This is a genomic window from Luteibacter anthropi (assembly GCF_011759365.1).
Classification (GTDB): Bacteria; Pseudomonadota; Gammaproteobacteria; order Xanthomonadales; family Rhodanobacteraceae; genus Luteibacter; species Luteibacter anthropi.
In genome coordinates this window covers 610963-635502 of record NZ_JAARLZ010000001.1, presented here as the reverse complement: position 1 = coordinate 635502, position 24540 = coordinate 610963, and the positions used below count along the sequence as shown (strand labels likewise).

General features: G+C 64.3%; 20 protein-coding genes. 10 read left to right on the top strand and 10 right to left on the bottom strand.

Annotated elements, in window-relative coordinates; all coding sequences use genetic code 11:
* Positions 1 to 40 precede the first annotated feature (40 nt).
* Both HBF25_RS02660 and HBF25_RS02655 read right to left on the bottom strand, forming a co-directional pair.
* Positions 41 to 574, bottom strand: a complete 534-nt coding sequence (locus tag HBF25_RS02660; protein WP_166946265.1) for a pseudouridine synthase — start codon at positions 572 to 574, stop codon at positions 41 to 43.
* A complete protein-coding gene (locus HBF25_RS02655) occupies positions 575 to 1411 on the bottom strand; it encodes a class I SAM-dependent methyltransferase (protein WP_166946263.1) in 837 nt (278 codons plus the stop codon).
* 264 nt (positions 1412 to 1675) lie between these two features.
* Between HBF25_RS02655 and HBF25_RS02650 the strand changes: the two genes are divergently transcribed.
* The gene (locus HBF25_RS02650; RefSeq protein WP_166946261.1) at positions 1676 to 3784 is read left to right on the top strand and encodes a TonB-dependent receptor family protein; all 2109 of its coding nucleotides are present in this window, start codon (positions 1676 to 1678) and stop codon (positions 3782 to 3784) included.
* Positions 3785 to 3983: 199 nt separating this feature from the next.
* Here HBF25_RS02650 and HBF25_RS02645 read toward each other — a convergent pair whose 3' ends face one another.
* The 6 genes from HBF25_RS02645 to HBF25_RS02620 are packed head-to-tail and all read right to left on the bottom strand — an operon-like array spanning position 3984 to position 8953.
* A complete protein-coding gene (locus HBF25_RS02645) occupies positions 3984 to 5159 on the bottom strand; it encodes an ABC transporter permease (RefSeq protein ID WP_166946259.1) in 1176 nt (391 codons plus the stop codon).
* Positions 5156 to 5890: an ABC transporter ATP-binding protein gene (locus HBF25_RS02640; protein WP_166946257.1), complete on the bottom strand. Its 735-nt coding sequence runs from the start codon at positions 5888 to 5890 to the stop codon at positions 5156 to 5158. Before HBF25_RS02640 ends, HBF25_RS02645 begins: the two co-directional genes overlap by 4 nt.
* Positions 5887 to 7425, bottom strand: a complete 1539-nt coding sequence (locus HBF25_RS02635) for an alpha/beta fold hydrolase (protein WP_166946256.1) — start codon at positions 7423 to 7425, stop codon at positions 5887 to 5889. The genes HBF25_RS02640 and HBF25_RS02635 overlap by 4 nt, the downstream gene beginning before the upstream one ends.
* A 4-nt stretch (positions 7426 to 7429) precedes the next feature.
* Complete coding sequence (locus HBF25_RS02630) at positions 7430 to 7624, bottom strand: helix-turn-helix transcriptional regulator (RefSeq protein ID WP_166946255.1); 195 nt, start codon at positions 7622 to 7624, stop codon at positions 7430 to 7432.
* Positions 7621 to 8028, bottom strand: coding sequence for a hypothetical protein (locus tag HBF25_RS02625; protein WP_166946253.1), 408 nt, complete (start codon positions 8026 to 8028; stop codon positions 7621 to 7623). The genes HBF25_RS02630 and HBF25_RS02625 overlap by 4 nt, the downstream gene beginning before the upstream one ends.
* Position 8029: 1 nt before the next feature.
* On the bottom strand, positions 8030 to 8953 hold the full coding sequence (locus HBF25_RS02620; protein ID WP_243852968.1) for an alpha/beta fold hydrolase: 924 nt from the start codon (positions 8951 to 8953) through the stop codon (positions 8030 to 8032).
* Between the two features lie 251 nt (positions 8954 to 9204).
* Here HBF25_RS02620 and HBF25_RS02615 point away from each other — a divergent pair, with 251 nt between their 5' ends.
* The 6 genes from HBF25_RS02615 to HBF25_RS02590 all read left to right on the top strand — a co-directional run bounded on the left by HBF25_RS02615 (position 9205) and on the right by HBF25_RS02590 (position 17449).
* A complete protein-coding gene (locus HBF25_RS02615) occupies positions 9205 to 9714 on the top strand; it encodes a Csu type fimbrial protein (protein ID WP_166946252.1) in 510 nt (169 codons plus the stop codon).
* Between the two features lie 37 nt (positions 9715 to 9751).
* Positions 9752 to 10261, top strand: a complete 510-nt coding sequence (locus HBF25_RS02610; RefSeq protein WP_166946250.1) for a Csu type fimbrial protein — start codon at positions 9752 to 9754, stop codon at positions 10259 to 10261.
* Between the two features lie 29 nt (positions 10262 to 10290).
* Complete coding sequence (locus HBF25_RS02605) at positions 10291 to 10992, top strand: fimbrial biogenesis chaperone (RefSeq protein ID WP_166946249.1); 702 nt, start codon at positions 10291 to 10293, stop codon at positions 10990 to 10992.
* 25 nt (positions 10993 to 11017) lie between these two features.
* Positions 11018 to 13309: a fimbria/pilus outer membrane usher protein gene (locus tag HBF25_RS02600; protein WP_166946247.1), complete on the top strand. Its 2292-nt coding sequence runs from the start codon at positions 11018 to 11020 to the stop codon at positions 13307 to 13309.
* On the top strand, positions 13306 to 14316 hold the full coding sequence (locus HBF25_RS02595; RefSeq protein WP_166946246.1) for a Csu type fimbrial protein: 1011 nt from the start codon (positions 13306 to 13308) through the stop codon (positions 14314 to 14316). The genes HBF25_RS02600 and HBF25_RS02595 overlap by 4 nt, the downstream gene beginning before the upstream one ends.
* Before the next feature lie 364 nt (positions 14317 to 14680).
* On the top strand, positions 14681 to 17449 hold the full coding sequence (locus HBF25_RS02590) for a DUF6543 domain-containing protein (protein WP_166946245.1): 2769 nt from the start codon (positions 14681 to 14683) through the stop codon (positions 17447 to 17449).
* Between the two features lie 80 nt (positions 17450 to 17529).
* Here the strand turns inward: HBF25_RS02590 and HBF25_RS02585 are convergent, their stop codons facing one another.
* Positions 17530 to 18552 (bottom strand): AI-2E family transporter, encoded by a 1023-nt coding sequence (locus HBF25_RS02585; RefSeq protein WP_166946243.1) that lies wholly within the window; start codon positions 18550 to 18552, stop codon positions 17530 to 17532.
* 48 nt (positions 18553 to 18600) lie between these two features.
* On the bottom strand, positions 18601 to 19620 hold the full coding sequence (locus HBF25_RS02580; RefSeq protein ID WP_166946242.1) for an AI-2E family transporter: 1020 nt from the start codon (positions 19618 to 19620) through the stop codon (positions 18601 to 18603).
* Between the two features lie 147 nt (positions 19621 to 19767).
* Between HBF25_RS02580 and HBF25_RS02575 the strand changes: the two genes are divergently transcribed.
* The 3 genes from HBF25_RS02575 to plsB all read left to right on the top strand — a co-directional run bounded on the left by HBF25_RS02575 (position 19768) and on the right by plsB (position 24523).
* Positions 19768 to 20676 carry a 5'-nucleotidase, lipoprotein e(P4) family gene (locus HBF25_RS02575; protein ID WP_166946241.1) on the top strand — a complete coding sequence of 303 codons (909 nt, stop codon included), beginning with the start codon at positions 19768 to 19770 and terminating at the stop codon, positions 20674 to 20676.
* Positions 20677 to 20936: 260 nt separating this feature from the next.
* Positions 20937 to 21893, top strand: a complete 957-nt coding sequence (locus HBF25_RS02570) for a hypothetical protein (protein WP_166946239.1) — start codon at positions 20937 to 20939, stop codon at positions 21891 to 21893.
* Positions 21894 to 21910: 17 nt separating this feature from the next.
* Positions 21911 to 24523, top strand: a complete 2613-nt coding sequence (plsB, locus tag HBF25_RS02565; RefSeq protein ID WP_243852967.1) for a glycerol-3-phosphate 1-O-acyltransferase PlsB — start codon at positions 21911 to 21913, stop codon at positions 24521 to 24523.
* The last annotated feature ends 17 nt before the right edge of the window (positions 24524 to 24540 follow it).

Sequence of the window (24540 nt, the reverse complement as noted above, 5' to 3'; positions counted from 1 at the left end):
CGCTATGACCGGTCGCGCGCGAGGCGCGCTCCTACAGGGGCTATCGCAAGAGTCGCGTCTCCCCTACACCGAGCCCGTCCAGCCGATACCCGCCTACCGCCTCGCGTACCAGCCGCAGCGTGGGAAACCCTACTGCCGCCGTCATCCGCCGCACCTGACGGTTACGTCCCTCGCGCAGCACGATGCGCAGCCACGAATCCGGTACCGTTTTGCGATAGCGTACCGGCGGATCACGTGGCCACAGCCACTCCGGCTCGGCCACCGCCTCGACACCTGCTGGCAATGTGGGCCCGTCGTTGAGCGCTACGCCACGCCGAAGACGCTCGATAGCCTCTTCGGTGGGCACGCCCTCCACCTGCACCAGGTATGTCTTCGGCTGCTTGTGCTTCGGATCGGCCAGCCGATGCTGCAGGCGACCATCGTCGGTAAGCAGCAACAGGCCTTCACTGTCGTGATCGAGCCGCCCTGCCGCATACACGCCCTTGTACGGCACGAAGTCGGCCAGCGTGCGCCGGCCGGCTTCGTCGGTGAACTGGCAGAGCACCCCGAAGGGTTTGTTGAGCGCGACCAGCACTTACTTCGCGGGCTTCACGAAACGCAGCGTCATGCGATCGGACTCGCCGATGGCCTCGTATTTCGCCTTGTCCTGCGCGCCCAGTTCGAGCACCGGAGGCAGTGTCCATACACCCTTGGGATGATCGTGGTTATCCTTCGGGTTGGCGTTGATCTCGCTCTGCCCGTCCAGCTTGAAGCCGGCATCGGTAGCGAGCTTGATCACGTACTCCGTCGGCAGGTAACCGGTGTTGACCACCTGGTCGAGGGTCTTGCCCTTGTCGGCGCGATGGTCTTCCACGCCCAGGACGCCACCAGGCTTGAGCACCTTGTAGAACGATTTGAACATCGTCTCGGCGCTGCCGTCGGCCGCCCAGTTATGCACGTTGCGGAAGGTCAGCACCATGTCGGCCGAGCCATCGGGACCAAGGTTCGGCGTCTTGTTGTCGAACTCAAGCAGCTTTGCGTTCGAGTACTGCTGCGGGCCGAACGAGAATTTCTTCTCCAGCGCCGCCTTGCTCTTCGAACCGGTCGGCACGGCACCGATGTAGTGGCCGTTGGCGTTGAGGAAGGGGCCGAGGATTTCGGTGAACCAGCCGCCCGACGGCCAGATCTCGATCACGGTCATGTCCGGGCGCACGCCGAAGAAGGTAAGCATCTCCTTCGGGTGACGATAGACGTCGCGCGCCTTGTTCTGCGGCGAGCGCCAGCTGCCGGCGATGGCCTTGTCGAGCTGGGAGGCGGAAACCTGTCCCGCGCTGGCGGGCGGCGTGGCCTGGGCGGGCTGGTCGGCCTGGAAGGCTTCGGCACTACAGGACACGGCGAGGCCGATCACGCTGGCAATGATGAATGTCTTCATGGCGCTACCGATGGGTTGGGAGAATGGACGGAAAGGCTAGCATGGGCGCCCCCACCACCCTCAACCGTTTGCGACGAAACGGTACCCGGCCGCGACCCACGCACCCCCTGTAGGAGCGCGCCTGCGCGCGACCGGTGAAATCGAAACGATGAAGCTATTCGCGACAGCCGGTCGCGCGCAGGCGCGCTCCTACAGTGACGGGGTGGACGGTATGTCTACGTCGGGGCGGGCATCATAGGGCGATCTTCAGGGAAGACCCGTCGCATGCCCGTTCCACGTCACCGCCCCCTTATCGCCGCCCTGGCCCTCGCCGGTACGGCCTCGGCCCAGGAGGCGCCGCGCCTCGCTCCCGTGGTGGTCACTGCCACCCGTACCGCGCAATCGCCGTATGACATTCCCGCCGCCATCGACAGCGTTGCCACGCCACCCGATGGGACGCTGGATGTGAACCTGTCCGAACGGCTGCAATCGATCCCCGGCGTCACCGCCCGCGACCGGCAGAACTACGCGCAGGATACCCAGATATCCATCCGCGGCTTCGGCGCCCGTTCCACCTTCGGCATCCGCGGTATCCGCCTCTATACCGACGGCATCCCCGCGACCATGCCGGATGGCCAGGGGCAGGTGACGCACTTCAACCTTGATTCCGCCGAGCGTGTGGAGGTGTTGCGCGGTCCGTTTTCCGCGCTTTACGGCAATGCCTCCGGAGGGGTGATCCAGCTGTTCACTGCCGATGGCACCGAACCACCCGAACTGCGTTTCGGCGTGGCGGGTGGCAGCAATGGCAATCTGCGCGTCTCGGCCAATGCGCGTGGCGTGGAAGGCCCCCTGGATTACAACGTGGACGTGAGTCACTTCCGCACCAGCGGCTACCGCGACCACAGCGCAGCCCGGCGCGAATCCGGCAACGCGAAGATCGGCTGGGCCATCGACGACGACCGCAAGCTCACCCTCGTGCTCAATGCCGTGGACATTCCGGGCGCGCAGGATCCACTGGGCCTCACGCGTGCGCAGTACAAGGCCAATCCGCGTCAGGTGGCCGCCGTGGCTGATAGCTACGACACCCGCAAATCGGCCGACCAGCAGCAGGCCGGCCTGATCTACGAGCAACGTATCGATGCGGCGAACAGCCTGCGGGTGATGGGTTACTACGGGCAACGAAGTGTCACGCAATATCTGTCCATCCCTGTGACGTCGCAGACCGGTCCGCGAAATGCAGGCAATTCCGGTGGCGTGGTGGACCTGTCGAACCAGTACGGCGGTGGCGATGTACGTTGGACCTGGCATGACACGCTTGCTGGGCGTCCGTTCGAGATCGCCGCCGGCGTCGCTTACGACAACCAGCATCAGCATCGCCAGGGCTACGAAAACTTCATCGGCGACGAACTCGGCGTGCGCGGTCGTAAGCGCCGTGACGAGATTGATCGCGTGTTCGATTTCGACCAATACGCACAGGCGACATGGCGCGTGGCGGATAACTGGACCTTGATGGGCGGCGTGCGGCACAGCAATGTGCGCTTTCGCTCGGACGATCGGTATGTCACGCCGGGGAACCCGGATGACAGCGGCGGCGTGAAGTATTCGGCTACCACACCCGTCTTCGGTGCGTTGTGGCGAGCCGCATCGTGGGCGCATCTTTATGCCAACTGGGGGCGAGGCTTTGAAACGCCTACGTTCTCGGAGATCGGCTATCGCGCCGATGGCGGTGCCGGGCTGGCGTTCAACCTGAAACCTTCGCGGTCGAAGAACATGGAGGTGGGCGTCAAGCTGCAACCCTCCAATCGCATTCATGCCGGCGTGGCCCTGTTCCGGGCCGACAGCGATAACGAGCTGGCCGTGGCCACGAACCAGGGAGGGCGCACCACCTACCAGAACATCGCGCAGTCTCGGCGACAGGGGATCGAGGCGTCCTTCGACGGGGAGTTGGCGAAGGACCTGCACCTGCTCGCGTCGTATACGCGTTTGCAGGCGACGTTCCGGTCCGCGTTCATGACCTGTATCGCGACGCCGTGCGTGCAGGCGCCTGTGGCAGCGGGCACGCGCATTCCCGGTGTGCCGCGATCCATAGGTTATGCGGCGTTGAAGTATGGGCGCGACAAGGGCTGGCAGGCGGGGATCGACATGAATGCCATGGGGGCGACGTCGGTGAACGACCTGGGGACGGAATCGGCCCCGGGGTATGCGTTGTTCGGGGTGTCCGGCGGGTACGTATTCGACCAGGGGCCGTGGCGGGTGAATACGTTCGCGCGTGTCGACAATCTGGCGGACCGGCATGTGATCGGGTCGGTGATCGTCAACGATGCGAACGGGCGGTATTACGAGCCGGCGCCGGGGAGGACGTTTCTGGTGGGAGTGGATGTGCGGTGGCGGTAGGGGTTGGGTGATCGCCTGAACGGTCGCGCGCTAGGCGCGCTCCTACAGATGGAGCGGTGGCTGGGGTACGGCCTGGACCGGTCGCGCGCGAGGCGCGCTCCTACAGATGGGTGGGGGGTGGGGTACGGCCTGAACGGTCGCGCGCGGGGCGCGCTCCTACATGGGTTTCGTGTAGGAGCGTGCTTGCGCGCGACCGGGATCAGCCGGAGATCGCCAGTCGCTCGGAGCGATACATCCACGCCGCACCGATCACCGCCAGGATGGCTGCTGCAAAGCCACCGGCCAGCATCAGCCCTATCTCGTTCGCGGTCACGCCATCGCCGCGCAGCAGCTTCACGATGGCAAGGTTCTGCCCCAGCAACGGCACCGCGTACATCCAGGCCTCGGGCCTCAGCGGAATCACCGACAGCAAGGCACTGGGCAGGATCGGGATGATCATCAGCACCGAAAGATACGTCTGCGCCTCACGGTAGCTCTTGGCCATCGCCGAGACCATCGATTGCAGACCGGCCAGCAGCAGGATCAGCGGCAGCATCAACAGCACCACCTGCCCACCGAAGGCAAAGCCCATGTCGAGCGCAATCCCCAGCTTATCCACGGGTATGAACAACGGCGCCGTGGAAAATGCCGACACGCTCAGCAACAGGCTCACCAGCGAGAACGTGCAGATCGCTGCCAGCTTGCCGGCCAGGATCGTCCAGCGCGCTACCGGATTGACGAACAACGGCTCCAGCGACTGCCGCTCGCGCTCGCCCGCCGTCAGGTCGATGGCGAGATACATGCCGCCGAGGAACACGGTGAGCACGAAGAAATACGGCAGGAACGAGAACATCAACGCCGAGCGCGACTGCGAGCTGGCCTGGTCACGGTCGGCCACCTGCACCGGCCATGCCGTCGTCGGCGACAGGCCGCGGGCAATGAGTCGCATGGCGCCTTCGCGCTTGCCGTACGATTCGATCACGTTACGAACGCGCGATACCGGCGTGGACGCATCGCGTCGCGAGGAATCGTAGATCAGCTCCACCTGCACGGCCTGCCCCTTGCTCCAGGCATCGGCATAGCTAGGCGCAATGCGCAGCACCACGTCAGCGCGCTGGTCACGCACCGCGTCCTCCGGATCGCTTACCGCAGGTGTCGCATCGATACCTGCCCCTTTCAGCGCACGGATGAGGTTCGGCGCCAGCTCCGCACCGATCACCGGCACATCGATGGGCCGATCCGCTTTGTCCAGTTCGCGATTCACCATGACGTTCATCAGCATGATGAACATCACTGGCCCCAGAAGCGGACCCGTCAGCAGCGCGTTGATAAGCGTACGGCGATCACGCAGGTTCTCGCGCACTTCTTTCCAGTAGACCGCAGTGAAGGCCCTCATGCAGCAAGCCCTTCATCGGTACCGATCAGGCTGACGAAAGCATCTTCCAGATTGGCCTGCCCGGTCTGCTCGAGCAGCGCCGCCGGCGACTCATCGGCAACGACACGCCCATGGGCAATCACCACGATGCGATCGCACAGCGCGGCGACCTCCTGCATGATGTGACTGGAAAACAGCACGCAACGCCCCTCGTCCTTCAGCTGCCGCATGAAGCGGCGCATGGCCCGGGTTGCCATCACATCGAGGCCATTGGTGGGTTCGTCCAGCAGTACGTTGCGTGGATCATGGACAAGAGCACGCGCAATGGCTGTCTTTACCCGCTGGCCCTGCGAGAAGCCCTCCGTGCGCCGCCTGGCAATGTCATGCATGTCCAGCGCTTCGACCAGCGCTTCCCGGCGGCGCGCGATGTCCTGCCAGGACATGCCATGCAGGCGGCCGAAGTAGTCGATGTTTTCCGCCGCCGTCAGCCGCTTGTAGAGGCCACGGGCATCGGGAAGCACGCCGAGCTGACGGCGCGCGGCCACGGGATCGCTCCACACCTCGCGCCCATCGACCAGCACTTCGCCGCTGTCCGGTTTCATCAGCGTATAGAGCATGCGCAGTGTCGTGGTCTTGCCAGCACCGTTCGGGCCAAGCAGGCCGGTGATCTCACCGTCGCGGGCCGTGAAACTCACGCCATTCACGGCGCGGACCTCACCGAAAGCCTTGTGCAGATTGCGTACTTCGATCATGGCGTGGCTCCGTTGAAGCCCACGAAGACGGGCAGCGGGGAGAGGCGGTCGAGACAGGAGGTATCGAGCGACTTCGCATCGCCCTTGTCCACGAAATCGACGTAAAGTCGTGGCATGCAGCCGCGCATCACGACGTTATGGCCCTGCCCTTTCAGTACAACGTGGCGGCCATTGGGCAGGCCCTTCAGCACATCGTCGCCATAACGCGGCGGCGTGACCGGATCGAACTCGCCGGACATCAGCAAGGCGGGCACGTCGCTCTTCAGCGGCTGGCGGAAATCCGCCGGGCGCTTGCCATGGGGCCAGACGGAACAGGCCGCGTGAAAGGCCTCGATCATGTTGTCGCCCAGGATCAGCTCGCGATCCTGCGGCCGCGAATGCAGGTCGTCGGCATCCTCGGAACAGATGACCGAATACTGCATGCCGCCGTCCATCGTGTCGCCCAGATCGCCCGTCAGCAGCTTGGCCTGTCCCAGCAAGGGACCGACGTCACCGTGAGCCGCCGCATCGAGCGAGAGCGGAAGCAACGCCGCCGTTTCCGGCGAATAGGCGAACATGCGCACCACCGTGGCCAGTGCGTAATCGCTGAGTACCCGCTGCACCGATGCGTAGTTCTGCGGGTCGCGGAAGCTTACCTTGTGCGGGTTGGCGCGCAGTGCATCGCGCAGCTGGTAAAGCGTCTGGTACGGGTCGCCAAAGCGTTTCTCACAGGCCGCATCCGCATGGCATCGAGCGAACTGTGCCTTGAGCGCGGCATCGAGATTCACCGCGAATTCCTCGCCCAGCACCAGCGAGTTCGGCGCGATGCCATCGAGCGCCAGAGTACGTACCGACTGCGGATGACGCATCGCATACTGCTGCGCCACACGGGTTCCGTAGGACACGCCGAGGATGTCGAAACGCGGCGAACCCAGGGCCTGGCGCACGTCTTCCAGGTCGGCCACGGCATCCGTGGTGGTGTAGAAACGCACGTCCGCGTCTTTCGACAGCTGGTCGAGGCAGCGTTGCGTGTCATGACGGATGGCATCGGCCTGGAGCAGATGCGAATCATCGGCGCCACCCGGCTCGTCGCGACAACTCAGCGGATGCGATTCACCGGTGCCGCGCTGGTCGAGCAGCAGAATGTTGCGATGGGCGAGCAGGCCCTGCAAGGCAGGAGCTATCTGCGGATAGCTTTCCACCGCCGACTGTCCGGGGCCGCCGGCAAGGAACACCACCATGTCGTCGGCGGGTACCTGGGCCGAGCTGCGCAGCACGGCAAGGCGCAGCGGAATCTTGCGTCCTTCCGGGTGCTCACGGTCTTCGGGCGCTTCAAACGGCGCACACCACGCTGCCGTGGACAGCCCCGAATGGGGTTGTGGCAGTTCGCAGGGTTTCAGTTCCAGCGAGCCAAGTTTCCAGACACGAGGCACCGCGGCATGTGTTGCGGCCGGCGCGTTCGAGGGCGGGTGCTGTCCGTGATGCAGGGTCTGCCGCAGGCCGAAGGCGGCGGCGAGGATCGCGATGACGATGGCGATCCGTGGAGCGCGTTTCATGCCGTCAGTCCTCCGGCGTGAAGATGGATTCGATGGGTAGCGTGAAAAGCTTCGCGATCTTGAAGGCCAGGGGTAGGCTGGGATCGTATTTTCCTGTCTCCACGGCATTCACCGTCTGCCGGGAGACATCGAGCTTTTCACCCAGGTCCGCCTGGGACCAGCCCAGGGCGGTTCGCAATTCACGGACGCGGTTGTTCATCGCAGGCGATAGTACAGACCGAGCACGCACTTCACGATGCCGAAGCAGCCGAACAGTACGGGCAGTACCCAGATCGCCACGGCCTCGGGTTTCGGCAGCGGCAGCACCTGTGCGTTCAGCAGCATGCCGTACGAGAAGTACCCGAAGGCACCGATGCCACCGCCGATGGCAATGGCTTCGAGATCGATCCGTCGCTCGAACTCATCCTGGTCACGAATGACCCGAACCATGGCACGAATGACGAAGGCAACGGGAATCGCAGGCAGTAACGTGACCACTGCACGTATCGCCGTGCCTTCGAGGGTCTTCAGCCAGCTCACCGACAGGAAGATCAGCAGCATGTAGCCCAGCATCGCCGGAATGAATTCCCGCAGGTAACGCTTGTGGACGGCACGCATCGTCATGTCAGTGGGCCTCGATGAAGTCGTTGAGCGCCTTTTCGAAGGCCTTGGGCTGGTCGAGCATCACGTAGTGGCGTGACGGTGCGATGGCGATGACCTTCGCATTCGGGGCGTTTGCCAGCAGCGACTGGTAATAGGCCACTTTCTGCGCTTCGGTGAGCTTCACCGGACCCTGCGCGGCGTCTGCCTCGCTGTAAGGGGCGATTTCCAGGATGGGTGCCGTGGCGCTCTTGAGGTCATCACGGTAATCGGCGCCGGCATCTTCCGCCGCGTAGCGAGCCACCGCCTTCTGGTCGCTGCGCCCGTTAAGCGGCGCCACCTTTTCGGCAATCTTCGGATCGAGCGTCCCGATCTTCTGCATGTACTGGAGCTGCTGTGCCTTGAAGACGTCCGGCGTGGCCGATTCGAACTGAGCCCGCATGCCCGCGGCAATCGCCGTGCGTTGCTCAGGACTGACGCGCTCCATGCCCGGGAACACCGGCAGGCCATCCACGGCGACCACGCCGCCGGTGAGATCCGGATGGCGACCTGCGAATCGCAGCGAAAGAGTGGCCCCGAGGCTATGGCCGACCAGTAACGGCTTGCCCAGGTGTTTCTCCTGAATGAGCTGCGCGAGCGAGGCGTCGGCGCGATCCATCCAGTTGCCGTCGGCGCTGGGTGCCGGCATGCCGTCGAAACCGGCCAGGGTTACGGCGTATACCGTGTTATGGCGGGACAGGTCGGCGATGGTGTCTTTCCATACCCAGGGGCCACCGGCCAGTCCGGGCACCAGGATGATGGTGCGACCACCATGACCATGCTGTTCGACCTTGAGCGTGCCCACCTCGAAGGGTGCAGCAACGGAAGGCGCCGTGGCGGCGTGCAGGGTGGACGCGGCGCAGGCAGCCATCGCGAGCGCGGCGAGACGGAAGATGATGCGGTACGACATGGTGAAGCCCCTCCCCAGTGGCATGGAGCGTGTCAAGCACGCTTGACACGCATCCTGAGCCCTTCCCCTCACCGTGTCAAGCACCCTTTACATGACCTGCCAACAGGCTAATTCGGCATCGCTAGGCGAATACGGCAGTGCATCCGAATTTTCACACACGCGCACATCGTCCTTCGTCAATGCTGTCCTCGACGGACACAGTTACCGCATGACGCGCTCCAACGCACGAGGCTTTGAGCAGGAGAGTCACCATGATCCGCCTCCGTCTGTTCGCCACTACCAGCGCCGTCGTGCTTGCCGCCATGGCGACAGGGGACACCTACGCCGCCACCGGTACCAATACGTTCAACGTGCTGATCACGATCACCTCGGCATGCAACATCACCACCACGGCGCCGACCAACGTGAACTTCGGCACGCAACCGTCCACGGCTACCAATGTGCCGAACCAGGGCGCACTTAACGTCAACTGCACGCCGCTGGCACCGTTCACCATTGCGCTGGACAACGGACTGAACGGAACCAACGTCAACACCCGCGCCATGAACAACGGAGCCACGCTGGTTCCGTACCAGTTGTACCAGACCGCCGTCATCAGCCCGACCACCGTGTGGGGCAGCACCACGGGCACCGGCGGCAACGTGTACTCGGGAATTGGCACCGGCCTGAGCGTGCCCATTCCGGTGTACGGAAATGTGCCCAGCACGAACTTTGCCACCGGTTCCTACAGCGACACCGTCACGGCCACCATCACGTACTGACTGCGACCCACGTTTCGAGGGAAGAAGGAGAGCCATCATGATCCGCATCCGCTCACTCATCGCCGCCAGCGCTACCGTGCTCGCCGTCGTTGCCACGCCTGGCGCCTTTGCCGCCACCGCCACCAATACGTTCAACGTACTGATCACCATTACATCGGCGTGCAACATCACCACTACCGCGCCCACCAACGTGAATTTCGGTACGCAACCGTCCACCGCCACCAACGTGCCCAACCAGGGCGCCCTGAACGTCAATTGCACGCCGCTGGCACCCTTTACCATTGCACTGGATAACGGCCTGAACGGTACCAACGTCAACAATCGCGCCATGAAGAACGGAACGACGCTGGTGCCCTATCAGCTGTATCAGACCGCCGTCATCAGTCCGAGCACGGTATGGGGCAGCACCACCGGTACCGGCGGCAATGTGTACTCCGGCATCGGTACCGGGCTGAGCGTCCCGATACCTGTCTACGGCAACGTGCCAAGCACGAACTTCGCCACCGGCTCGTATACCGACACCATCACCGCCACGATCACGTACTGACGGTGTTTCGGTGCTTTTCCCGGATGGGGTTGGCCGGGCTGCTGGCCGCCGCGATCCTGCCTGCACCCACCACGTGGGCCAGCGGATTGCAGGTGTCGCCCATCGGCCTTCGCCTGGCTGCCGGCACACCTGCGGATGCGCTATGGCTCACCAACACCGGCAGCGAAATCCTTCACGCGCAAGTCCGCGTCTTCCGCTGGATACAGCAGGATGGCCAGGACATGTACGACGCGTCACGCGACCTGCTGGCCAGCCCGCCCATGGTGACCATCGCACCGGGCGGCAAGCAGATGGTGCGCGTCATACGTACGGGCGCGCCGCCCGACGGCGCGGAAACGGCCTATCGCGTCATCGTGGACGAATTGCCCAACGGCAAGCACGACGGACTGAACTTCGTGCTGCGCTATTCCGTACCGGTCTTTCTCGCGCCAAAGGGCGATCCTGCAGTCAAGGCGACGCTGCATACCGAATGGATCACGACGCCCTCCGGGCCCATGGTCCGGATTCGCAACGATGGCAATGGCCATGCGCAGATCGCGGAACTGTCCTTCACGGACGCCAGTGGCAAGCGAACCACGCTGGTGCGCGGCCTGGTCGGCTATGCGCTGCCCGGAAGCACCATGAGCTGGCCGACACCGAAGGAAACGCCACCAGCCACCGGGGTGCTGAAAGCAAGGGTGAACAGTGAACCGGTCGAATCGACCCTGGTCACTGGCGCGGGCGGCCGCTAGCCTCCTGGCGTTCGATGCTGCTGTCGTGCACGCCGTCGAAAACCATGGTCCCGCCGACGCGATTCCTCCGCCGACGGTGACCACCCGCGAACGCCTGGCCGGGGAAGACCTCTACCTGGAGGTCACCCTCAATGGCACGAGCACCGAACGTCTCGTGCATTTCATCATGCGCGACGACACCCTCTGCGTGCAGAACGCGGATCTGCTGGCCATCGGTTTCAAGCTGCCTGCCAGCGACGAGCTGCGTTGCCTGCGCGATCTCAAAGGCGTTACGTACACCTACGATGCCAGCGAACAGGTCATCCATATCGAGGCCCCGCTCGACCAGCTCCACCTGCAACGCCAGGTGCTCAATACCGTGGAGCGTGCCTCGACACCGCCCACCAGCGGCACCGGCGTACTTCTCAACTACGACGTATATGCCTCGCGCGGCGGAGGGCTCGGCAACGTCAGCGCCTTCACGGAACTGCGCGGATTCAGCGACGGACTGGGCGTGCTCAGCTCCACCGCGCTGGCCCGACGCTACCAGTTGCAGGGAGAGGGCTGGCAAAGCCAGACGGTACGTCTGGATACGCAATGGCGGCTGTCATTCCCGCAGCACTCGCTTGCGCTGACCGTGGGAGACAACTTCACCGGCTATACGTCGTGGTCGCGCGCAACGCGTATCGGCGGCATATCGCTTGGCACGGACTTCTCGCAGCAGCCTTATCGCATCACCACGCCCCTGCCGCAGTTCTTCGGCGAAGCCACGGCTCCTTCATCGGTCGATCTGTATGTGGATGGTATCCGCCAGTACAGTGGCCGCGTGCCGGCGGGGCCGTTTCAGCTGACGGCGACGCCCGGCATCGACCAGGCCGGCCAGGCCCAGGTCGTGCTCACCGACGCGCTGGGCAGGACGAGCACGGTCACCTTTCCGTTCTATGCGGCGAGGCAGTTGTTGCGGCAGGGCATCGATGACTGGTCGGTCGATCTCGGCAAGGTACGCGAAAACTACGGCACGTCATCGTTCTCGTATGGCAGCGCGCTGATCGGCAGCGGCACGTGGCGGCACGGCATCACCGACCAGTTCACGCTGGAAGGACATGCCGAGGCGGGCGACGGACGTACCAGCGGGGGCGTGGGCGGGCTGTGGAACCCGTTCGGCGCAAGCATCTTCAATGGCTCGCTCGCCGGTTCGCGTGGTGGCGGCATGCAGTATGGGCTGGGCTATACGTGGGTGGGCAAGTTCATGAACGTTGCCGTGGACAGCCTGCGCAGCAACAGCAGCTACCGCGACGTGGCATCCAGTTACGGCTCGCCACCTCCGCGCGTGTCCGAGCGCGCCCTCGTGGGCTTCACGGTGCACGAGTCGAACTTCGGCGTGAACTACGTGCGGCTTCGTTACCCCGGGCAGCCCAACTCCCGTTATGGCGGATTGTTCGCCATGCGGACGCTCGGCCGCGGCATCTCGGTGAACCTCAACTACAACCAGAATCTCGACAGCGGCAGCGACCGCAGCCTCTTCGTGGGCGTCACCATCTCGCTGGACGATGGCCTCACCGCCAGCCTGTCCGGACAGAGGGACCACAACCAGACCTTCGCCATCGCCGACGTCAGCCGCCCCATCGACGGCGACGGCGGCTTTGGCTGGCATGTCCAGGGACGCAGCGGAGAAAACAGCGGCGGCCTGGCCGAAGCCGGCTGGCTTGGCGATCGCGGTCAGCTGACCGTGGGTGCGAACAACCTCGGGCCTTCGACGTATACGTATGCCGATGCCGTCGGCGCCGTGGTGCTGATGGGTGGTCATGCCTATGCATCCCGCCGCATCGACGACGCCTTCGCCCTGGTGAGTACCGACGGCACACCGGATGTACCTGTCACGCTCGAAAACCGCGCCATCGGACAGACCGACAGCCGCGGCACACTGCTGGTCGCCCGCCTCAACGCCTGGCAGGACAATCACCTGGGTATCGATCCCCTCGATCTGCCTGCGGACGCGCGTATCCAGCGCGTCGATGCGGTCGTCGCACCATCGGATCGATCGGGCGTACTGGTCCGCTTTCCGGTGAAGTATGTGCGAGCGGCGACGATCCTGCTCGTCGATGGCGCAGGCAAGCCGCTGAAGGTGGGCGGTACCGTGGATACCGGCGACGGTGGCGAGCCGGCCATCATCGGCTTCGACGGCATGGTCTACCTCGACCGCTTGCAGGCGGGCGACACCACGATCCACGTCCAGCCTCCCGAAGGGCCGCCATGCAGCGTCAGCTTCACCTATCCGGACAAGGCAACGGACCTGCCACAGCTGGGCCCCTTCACCTGCCGGAGCGATACGCCATGAAATGGCTTGCCGTGATCGCCCTGTTGCTGGCGGCCCTGTGCGTGGCTCCGCGAGCGGATGCCACCACGACGTGCAGTGTCACCAGCATCACGGGCGTGGCGTTCGGACCGGTCGACCCGACCGGCACCTTCGTGGATACGACGGCCACGCTCAACTACAGCTGCACATACACGGGCGCGCTGGGTGCGCTGTTCGGCAGCTTCGTCACTCTGTGCGGCAGCATCGGGCCTGACGATCTCGGCAATTTCTCGCCACGCACGATGATCGACCCGAGCGGCGATCGCATGCAGTACGGACTGTTCCAGGATGCAGGCCGAACGGTGGTCTGGGGCTCCCGCCTCAGCGGAAGCTATACCCCCGGTTCGTTCAACCTGCAGATCGGCCTGCTGAGCAATGGCGCCATAGTGAACGGAAGTACGACGATCTATGGTCGCGTACCTGCGTCACAATCCAACCTCTCGCCCGGCGCGTACGCCGCCACGCTTGCTGCCGCGAACAACCAGCTGACCTATAGCTATAACGAGGTATTGCTGAGCCTGGGCACCTTCCCGTCCAGTTGCACGGCGGGAGGTTCCGGCGGCCCTCTCCAGGCCACGATGCCGCAGATAAACGTATCGGCATCGGTGGCCGCCAAGTGCACGCTCGGCACCGCCACCAACATGCAGTTCGGCAATGTGTCGGGCCTGCTGAACACCACCAGCAATGCGACGACGCTGGTGCGCGTCACCTGCACCAATCGCGCAGCCTTTCAGGTGGGCCTGGACAACGGAATAAATGCATTGAGCGGACAGCGACGCATGTCGTCCGGTACGGGGTACGTCCTCTACGATTTGTACACCGATAACCTGGGGACGCAGCGATGGGGCAATACGCTCAACACCGACACGGCGGGCGGCACGGGATCCGGAGCGCAGCAGACGTTGACGGTGTATGGCTTCGTCCGGACACAGCCTGCCGTGCAGGCGGGAAACTATAGCGACACGATTACGGTGACCGTGACGTACTGAGGGCGTCCGGGGTTGTGTCTCGCCCCGTAGGGACGGTTCGCTTTCCGGCCTCGCGCCCGGCGGATCGCCCGTAGCGGAAGGGGTCCGGTGGGAAAGCCCGCAGGGTGACGCTCCCTTGTAGGAGCGTGCTTGCGCGCGACCGGATGAATCGAAACGATGATGTTGTTCGCGCTAACCGGTCGCGCGCAGGCGCGCTCCTACAAAAGCACGCCATCACGTCGGGAGAGGCCGGAAGACGAGCCCTCCCTACGATGCAAAAGCCCACCTGGTGAGCCATAAACACACGCGATTCTCCCGAACGCACCGACAGAAGCGACTACTTGGAGCGTCGAAAATCCCACACCTCCCACACAAAGGACGTGTCATGGATACCACGCCACCACAAGCGCCCCCAGCCCTGATGCTCTCTACGCAGCAGGAAGGCATCGATGCCGTCGCACGCATGGCATCCAGGCAAGGCTGGATCGCTACCCAGCAGGCATTGATGCCATCACCCGACGACATCGCGTCACAGCGGGATGTCGACGCCTTCCTTACGGCATTCGAAGCCTACTGGATCGATTCCGTCCGCCTTGAGGCTGATCGCGATCCCATGCCACGCCAACAGGCATTGGCCTGGCAGCTGGCTGGGCTGGCCCGCGACATCGCGGCCCTGATGGCCCGGGACGGCAGCCTGGATGACACGGCGGCCACTGCTGCGCAAGCACTGGCTGCCAATCCTGAGCAGATTCCCGCAGGGCTGCACGCTAGTGAGCTGCTGGTCAACGGCGCGCCGCTCGCGGGCACGCTGGTCTTGCAGAACGACAACCAACCCGACCAGGCCATCGTGCTGACCCTGGATGGTGGCTGGAAGGTCATCGGAAACCTCGATGCTTACTACCGCGAACTGGAGCACCGCATGCGTCACGCACTGACGCGACGATCCGACCTTCCGGCCATGGATCGCATGCAATCCGCTCTTGCCATGCAGCGATTCTCGGCAGGACTTCGCTCCGTGGAAGGCTCACCGTGGCAAGCCATGGCCAAGCGAATCGTTGACCTGCAGAAGGAAAAGTTTCGGCAAGCCTGGTTCCAGTCGCAGGTCATGTCGCCTGACGCGTCACCCGGTTTCGCCATCATCGACCAGATGCGCGATGCCCTGGAACTGGATGCCGTGATCGACATCGATGCCATGCTCGCCACCCGTGACGAGCGCCTCTATCTTGCCCACCAGGAAGATCGTCTGGCAGCCGTGCCTGCCCCGATGCGACAGGACTGGATTGCCGCTGCGCTGGCCTATCGTTCCGCGCATCGCGCAGCGGCTGGCATCCTTGCCGATCATGGCATCGCACCTCCCGTAGATGCATTGGCATTCGCTCTGCAGCGCAATGAACAGCAGCCCGCCATCGCGCTATACGATGCCTATCTGGAGAGCCTGCGTTCCGGTCGCGCCGGCGAGTTGCGCAAGCAGTTGACGACCGGTTTGAGCCATGCCTTGATGCGGATCAGGGCCGAAGACGCACGGCTCGGTTATGTCCTTTCGCACGAGCCTGCCACCTTTCGAGACGACCATTCCCAGCGTGGATATCAATGGGTCAAGGCGGTTCTCGATTCACCGGCGCCTGCCGGGCGTGCCAAGGTGGAGGGACACGAGATTGTCGCCAGCCAGGTTCTTCTTGCGGGCATTCCCGTGGAGGGCCTGATCGCCATCGGCGTGCGGCAGCCGCAAAGTGTTCCGACCGTGGTGCTGTACACACCGGATGCGCCTGACGGCAAGCACTTTCGCGAATTCGACGACTGGCAGGATGCCACGAACCGGTTCCTTCACCACCCCATGTTCCACGATTACCTCGCAGCACGCGTTCCGCAGCTTCCGGGTGACTTCGGGCAGCAGGCTTCCCTGCAGCGTGAAATCAAGGGTGACGTGCTCGACGCTCACTTCGATGAGGCCCTCGCCGCGCTTTCGCAGTCTGCGCTGATCGGGGATAGCGCAATGCCATCGATGCTGACCGCGCCATTTCGACATGTGACGCCGCCATGGTACGCAACCGGTTCCGGCGAACCCGCTTCCCGGGGCAAGCGCGACCTGTTCACATGGTTGCTTCGTCCCTTTCGTCGCAAGCCAAGATGGCCAAAGGCTATCGGTGGGAGCATGCCCGATGAAGCATGGGGAATCGTGCATCTACGAACGCAGGATCTCACTCCGGGGCCCTTCGAGCCCAGGTTCCTCGCTACCCGCGTGCGCAAGCAAGGCGAGCCGGATAGCCACGGACTGTATCGGATAGGCGGCCAGACCTATATCGATCATGACGGCCTGATGTACGGCGCCCGCTATGACGAACAGATGGGTGCCGTTCGCCTGCGTCGCCCGGATGCCGCTCCCACGGCTTATGGCCCTCCCATCCAGCGAATCGGTACCAATCGCTGGACACATCACCGGACTGGCCTGCTTGGCGGAGGTGACAGGCCTCGTCCTGCCTCATATCCGCCCAGAAGACATCGTGCCGTGCAAGGCCAGGGCGCTCGCTACTTTCAGCGCCTCATCGCCGAGCTGGAAGATGCCTTCCCCAATCCCGTCCAACGTGAGGCGGCGCTCACCGACCTGCGCGATCGCCTGGGCAATCCTGCTCATGTCCGGATCCTGCCCATGGAACACCAGCAACGCCTCGACATGGCCATGAATCGTGCTGCGAACGTTCGCCCTCCCCGCCTGCCTTCGGAGCCCGTTCCAGCGCCGCCGGGCTATCGTGTCCTCGCGGACGCAGAGGTGCCTGAGCTGGTTTACACACCGTGGCGTTCGGAAGGGCATCTCGTGCATATCCGGACATTCGGCGGCCGGCCCTCCACCTATCTGCGCATGGAGTCGGACATGGTGTCCGCTACGCATCAGGGCATTACCCTGCGCGGCACGATGGGCGATCCCGTGTCACATAACGTGCCTTCCTATGCCTTACGGATCAGGCTACGCGACGCTTATGGTAAAAGTATCCAGGCAGGGCAGGCACGCTTTGACGTCTATCAGCACATGCAGGACCCGAACGATCTGATCGTGCGACCTCGTGGCGACCTGCCGCTCATGCTGCATAACACCGAGTACGAGGTGACACTCAGTCCGATGAATGATCTGCCCAGCTTGCACGAGCTTCTGGAATAACTTTTGCTGCCGGCTTCTGTAGGAGCGCGCCTGCGCGCGACCGGCCGTTGCGATACCTCCGGTCGCGCGCAGGCGCGCTCCTACACCAGCTCTTCAGCTTCCAGTTCGCTTTTGAGATAGGCGTAGTAGATAGGGCCCGCGACCAGGCCGGGTATGCCGAAAGCGGCCTCAAATACCAGCATGGCCACCAGCAGCTCCCAGGTGCGTGCGCGGATCTGGCCGCCCACGATGCGGGCATTGAGGAAGTATTCCAGCTTGTGCACCACCACCAGGAAACCCAGCGCTGCCACGCCCACCCACAGCGATACCGACAGCGCGGCCACGGTGATGAGGGTGTTGGAAATCAGGTTGCCGACCACGGGCAGCAGGCCCACCACGAAGGTGATGATCACCAGCGTCTTTGCCAGCGGGACATCGGCGCCCAGCAGCGGCAGCACTACCAGCAGGAACAGGGCCGCCAGCGTCGTATTGATCGCCGAGATCTTCAGCTGCGCGAAGATGATGTTGTGGAAGGCTTCGGCCAGGCGACGCACCCGCGTCGACAGTTCGAACGCCAGCGGGCGTGCAGGGCGGCCACCCGAGCCATGCGAGATCGCCACTATGGCGCCCAGCACCAGGCCGATCAGCACATGGGCGAACACTCTTGCCGCCGTCGTTCCCACCAGTTGCAGGTCGCCCGAATGCTTGTGCGCCCAGTCCATGCCTTGCGAACGCATGTCGGCGAAGCTGTCGGGCAAGTTCGTGGTGATGAAGGCCGGCAGTTGCTCGTGCGCCTTGTTGAGCAGGGGCGACAGCTTGGTATCCCATAGCTGCTGCGGATCGCCAAGGTCGTGCCGGTAGAAGCCGAGGATGCCCACCACGATCAGCACGATGGCACCGACCACCACCACGGCCACCACCGCCACCGCGATGGTTCGCGCGCCTTCGCGCCCGGAGGTGATGCGCCGGATCAGCGGGGTCAGCGCCTCCACCACCTCGTACACCAGCAACCCCGCGAGCAGGGCAGAGACCAGGTGGATCATCAGGATGCCCCACAGCGCCAGCGCCGCCAGCAGGTAGCTGGCGATGCGCACGATGCGGGAATCGGTGGGAAGCTGGACCATGCCGGTACTCCTAGGGGTGGCGGGATTCCAGCAGGGAGGCGATGAATGTCAGATCAATCGCCCGGCTTCCAGCTCCGCCTTCAGGTAAGCATAGAAGATGGGGGCCGCCACGAGGCCCGGCAAGCCAAACGCCGCCTCGAAAACCAGCATCGCCACCAGCAGCTCCCAGGCACGGGCCCGGATCTGCCCACCCACGATGCGGGCATTGAGGAAGTATTCCAGCTTGTGGATGAGGATGAGGAAGGCCAGCGCCCCCAGGCCCACGTACAGCCCCACTGACAGGCCCACGATGGTGATGGCCGTGTTGGAGAACAGGTTGCCGATCACCGGTAGCAGGCCGACGATGAAGGTGATGACGATCAGCGTCTTGGTGAGCGGCAGGTGCACGCCGAACAGGGGCAGCACACCGACGAGGAAGATGGCGGTGAAAGCCGTATTCACCAGCGAGATCTTGATCTGGGCGAACACGATATTGTGGAAGGCATCGGCCAGCCGGGCACAGCGCAGGCTCAGTTCGGCAGCGAACGGCCCCATCTGGTGCGACGGTCGCGTGCGGCTCAAGGCCACGAAAGCACCCAGCACGAGGCCGATGACGATATGCACCAGCACGCGGGCCGCTTCCTTTCCGGCAAGCTGAAGCGTGACGGCGTGCGAGCGGGCCCAGTCCAGCGCGGTGACGCGCAGGTCGTCCACGCTGTCGGGCAGGCGATCGACCACGGCCTGCGGCAGCTGCTGCCGCGCGCGCTCCACCATCGGCATCAGCTTGTTCTGCCAGAGGTCTTCGGGGTTGCCGATCTCCATGCGGAAGAAGCTGATCGCGCCGAGGATGAGCAGGGTAATCACGCCCACCACGACTACGCCGATGATGGCCACGGCAAGCACGCGGGCACGATCGCCGGAGATGCGACGGCCCATCAGCGGCGCCAGGGACACCACCACTTCGTACACCAGCAGGCCGGCCATCAGGGCGGGCAGCAGGCGCAGGTAAAGAATCAGGAACAGGCCAAGACCTGCCATGAGGTAGCTGGCGATACGAGATGCCCTGATCCGGGATGAGACGGCGTCCATGAACGACCTCGTCGTGGATGAGGGCGAAGTCTGTCAGTACGGGGTGGCGTATACCAGAGCCCCGTCCGTCGTCACGCTGTCGTAAACTCCTCGGACAATCGCCGCCCCGCGGGCGCGCAGCCTGTTTCACCAGGGGTTTTCCTTACCATGAAGAAGTTCGTCCCGACCGCGCTTGCCGCGGCCCTGCTGCTGACCGCCTGCGCTGGCGTGCAGAAACCTGTCGCTACCGCCGCTCCCGCGCCGCAGGCACCCGCCGCCGCACCGGCTCCGGCCGGCCCCGTCGCCGACGACAACCTGAATGCCGTGGCGTGGACACAGACGGCCAGCGAGCACGACTTCATCTACCTGCAGACGTTCCGCAACGCGCAAGAGAAATTGCTCAAAGCGAAGGAAGACACCCGCTGGGACGCCCTGCCGAAGGACGATCGCGAAGCCCACGCTTCGCTGAAGGGCCTGAAGCCGGCCGTGGTGCTCGACATCGACGAGACCGTGCTCGACAACTCGCCTTACCAGGCCCGTCTGGTCCGTTCCGGTGGCGAGTTCAACGAGGCCGCCTGGGCCGAATGGTGCAAGGAAGCCATTGCACGCCCGCTGCCGGGCGCCGTGGAGTTCACGAAGTTTGCCGCCGACCACGGTATTGCCGTGATCTACATCTCCAACCGCGCGAAGGACCTCGACGAATCCACCCTCGCCAACCTGCGCTCGGCCGGCTTCCCCGTGGCAGGCAAGGAATCCTTCCTGGGCCTTGGCACCTTCGTCGAAGGCTGCGAGCAGGTGGGCAGCGAGAAGGGCTGCCGTCGCCAGCTGGTGGCGAAGAACTACCGCGTGCTGATGCAGTTCGGCGACCAGATCGCCGATTTCGCCAACATCCCGGGCAATACGGCCGAGGGTCGCACCAAGGCCATGGCCCCCTACACGGCCTGGATCGGCGAGCGCTGGTTCGTGCTGCCGAACCCCACTTACGGCGCGTGGGAGGCATCCCTGTTCGACAACGATTACACTCTGCCTCGCGAAGCGCGTCGGCAGAAGAAGATCGACGCATTGAAAATCAAATAATTCAATAAGTTAGTCGACACTTGCTAAGGTATTGCTTTAGCAATGTCGTCCAACTATCATTTGAGGCGCCAAAACCCGTGGCGCTGAAAGCAATGCGGGCAAGGCCATTTCCCTTGCCGGCTTCGGGCCGGATAACCCCGTGAGGCCTCCTGGTCTCCGGGGTTTTTCTTTATGCGGCCCTTCATCCTGACCGGATTACCCTTGTGATCGGCGGGGCTCCCCCGTACCCTCGCCTCCCCGCCGTTTACGGACGACGACCGATGCTCCGCTCCACGACCAAGGCCTGGTTACTGATCCCGGCTCTCGTTCTCCTGGCCGCCTGCGGCAAGGACAAGGAGCCACCGGGCACGCCGGGTGGCGGCTCACCGGAAGATGCCGTGCGCGCCTCGCTGGAGCTGATCCGCGACGGTCGCTTCGACATGTACTGGCAGCACGCGCTGCCACCCGCCGATTTCGCCACGCTGCGCGCCGACTGGACGCGCCGCGACAGCGCCCACGCACCAGTGGATCCGCAGGACAGCGCCCGCTTTGCGGCCATGGTGAAACGTTTCAGCGAGGCGGACGCCGAGAAGAAGCTGTTTGCCGATGTCCGCCCGACGCTGGTCCGCTTCGATCGTGACTACAAGGACCAGATGCCCCTGCTCTCCGGCGTGGGCCAGTCGCTGGCGCTGACGGCCATCGACCAGGACAAGGGCCTCTCGGTACCCCAGAAGCGCCAGCTGCGCGAAGCCGTGAACGCGATCATGCCCTGGACGCAGACGGTGGCCTGGAACGACCAGGCAAAGGCAAAGCAGGCCATCGCCATCGCCGTGGAGACGGTACGCAATGCGCACCTGTCCACGCCCGAGGCGCTGCATGCACTGGATTTCCAGCAGTCGATGGCAACGTATTCCACTGCATGGCTGGGCCTGAAGAAACTGCTCGACGTCTACGGACTTTCCCTGGACAAGAGCTTCGACACTGCCACTATCGAGACGCTGGAAAACAGCGGCGCCTCGGCGCACGTGAAGATCACCTACACCGTGCTCGACAAACCCATCCAGACCGACACCACTCTCGTTTTGCTCGACGGCCGCTGGTATGACAGCGACCTCCTGCAGGACGTCCGCGCCGAGCATGCCCGGCTGAGCGCTCCCGCGCCGGCCGCCAGCTCGCCCGCCCCCGCCGGCACTGCCGCCGCGCCCGCTGCCCCCGTGGCAGACGCCCGCCCCCGCTAAGGCCGTACAATCCTGTGATGTCCGATATTCCGATGAGTGCGGATCCGCACGTCCAAGTCGCCCGTTCTCCCTGGTGGTTCAAGCTGCTGGGGCGCCTGCTCGAACCCTGGGTGAAGATCAAGCGCGAACCCGCCGAACCCGCCGCCCTGCTCCAGAGCGGTGCGGCCGTCTGCTATGCCATCGAGCGCGACGGCACTTCCGATGCGCTGATCCTCGAACGCGCCTGCCGCGAGGCGGGCCTGCCCAGCCCCATGCAACTGCTCCAGCTGCCCGGCCGCCGCCGTCGCTCGGTGTTCTCGCTGAGCCGCCGCGAGGGCTGGCTGTTCGGGCGCACCGACACGCGCGGCCCCAAGGAGCCCATCGGCCAGCTGATCCAGGCACTGGAGGACGACCCCTCCCGCGATATCCAGGTGGTGCCGGTGTCCATCTACGTCGGCCGCGCCCCCAACCGTGAAAGTGGCTGGTTCAGCGTGCTGTTCGCCGAAAACTGGCTGGTGGTCGGTCGCTTCCGCCGCATGCTGGCGCTGCTGCTCAATGGCCGCGATACGGTCGTGCAGTTCTCCGCGCCGGTGTCGCTGCGCACCGTGCTGTCGGAATCCAGCGGCCTCACGCGCGAGCGCCTCACCCGCAAGATCGCCCGCGTGCTGCGCACGCACTTCCGCCGCATCCGCGCGGCAGTGATCGGCCCCGACCTCTCGCATCGCCGCACCGTGGTCGATGCGGTGTTGAACGCCCAGCCGGTGCGCGATGCCATTGCGGCCGCGTCGAGCAAGGAGAACATCACGCTGGCGAAGGCCGAACGGCGCGCGCGTGATTTCGCCCTGGAAATCGCCGCCGACTATTCGCATCCGGTGGTGCGCTCCACCTCGTTCGTGCTGTCCAATTTCTGGAACAAGCTCTACGACGGCATCGCCATGCATCACTTCGACAAGGCCCGCGCCGCCGCGCCGGGACACGAAGTGGTGTACGTGCCCAGCCATCGCAGCCATGCCGACTACCTGCTGCTGTCGTACCAGCTGCACCATTCGGGCATCGTGCCGCCGCATATCGCGGCCGGCGTCAACCTCAACCTGCCGCTTATCGGCCCCGTGCTGCGTCGTGGCGGTGCGTTCTTCCTGCGTCGCAGCTTCAAGGGCAACGCGCTGTACTCGGTGGTATTCAACGAATATCTCGCGCAGCTGGTAGACCGCGGCGTGCCGCTTGAGTACTTCATCGAAGGCGGCCGCTCGCGTACGGGCCGCCTGCTCACGCCGCGCGCCGGCATGCTGGCGATGACGGTACGCGCCTTCCTGCGCGCGCCGCGCCGCCCGGTGATGTTCCAGCCCGTGTACATCGGCTACGAAAAGCTGATGGAAGGCAAGTCGTACATCGGGGAGCTGTCGGGCAAGGCAAAGGAAAAGGAATCGCTGATCGGCCTGCTGCGCGGCCTTAAGGTGCTGCGCCAGCGCTACGGCCACGTCACCATCAACTTCGGCGAGCCGATCCTGCTTACCCCGATGCTGGACGACGCCTCGGCACAATGGCGCGAAACCACGGCCGACCCCGACGTGAAGCCGGAGTGGCTGGGCCGCGTGGTGGACGACCTCGCCGAGCGCATCCAGATCAACATCAATCGCGCGGCCGACGTGAATCCCATCAACCTGCTCGCGCTGGCCCTGCTGGCCACGCCCAAGCACGCGATGGCCGAGAACGACCTGCTCGCGCAGCTCGAACTCACCAAGGCGATGTTCCAGGAGCTGCCCTACTCCGACCGCGTCACGATCACGCCAATGAATCCGCAGGGCATCATCGCCTACGGCGAGCAGATGAACTGGATCCGCCGCGTACGCCATCCGCTGGGCGACGTGCTCGTTACCGAGGGCGAGCAGGCGGTGCTGCTGTCCTACTTCCGCAACAACGTGCTGCACCTCAATGCGCCTGCTGCGTGGGTGGCGGCCTGCTTCCTCAACAACCGGCGCATGTCGCGCTCGTCCGTGGTGCGCCTTGGCAAGATCATCTACCCGTTCATCCAGGGCGAGCTGTTCCTGCCGTGGGACGCCGAAGGCTTTGCCAACCAGGTGCAGGAAACGATCGATTTCTTCGTGCGCCGTGGTCTCATCGAAGCGACCGGCGAAGGTCGTGTGCTGGAACGCGGACCCGGTCAGGACGACGGCGCCTACCAGCTGCGTGTGATCGCTCGCAGCATGTTGCAGGCTTTCGAGCGCTATTACATCGCCATTGCCGCTCTGGTGAAGAATGGCCCGCACACCATGTCGGCGGGTGAGCTGGAAAATGCCTGCACGCTCACGGCGCAGCGCCTCAGCCTGCTCAACGAACTGTCCGCACCGGAATTCTTCGACAAGGCGCTGTTCCGCGGCTTCATCCAGAAGCTGCGCGAGGCGAAGATCGTCTGGACCGACGAGCAGGGCAAGCTCGATTTCGCCGACGCCCTGGAAGACATGGTGCGCGATGCACGCGTCATCCTGGCTCGCGAAGTGCGCCATTCGATCCTGAAGATCACCCCGGGCGGTGATAACGACCGCGATCTCGATGCGCGGCCGCCGGACGATCCGCAGGCCTCGGGCACCGGCGACTCGCTGCACGAGCGGCATGTAGCGAACGAGAAACACCGCCACCATCACGGCGACTGACACGTCTGACACAACCT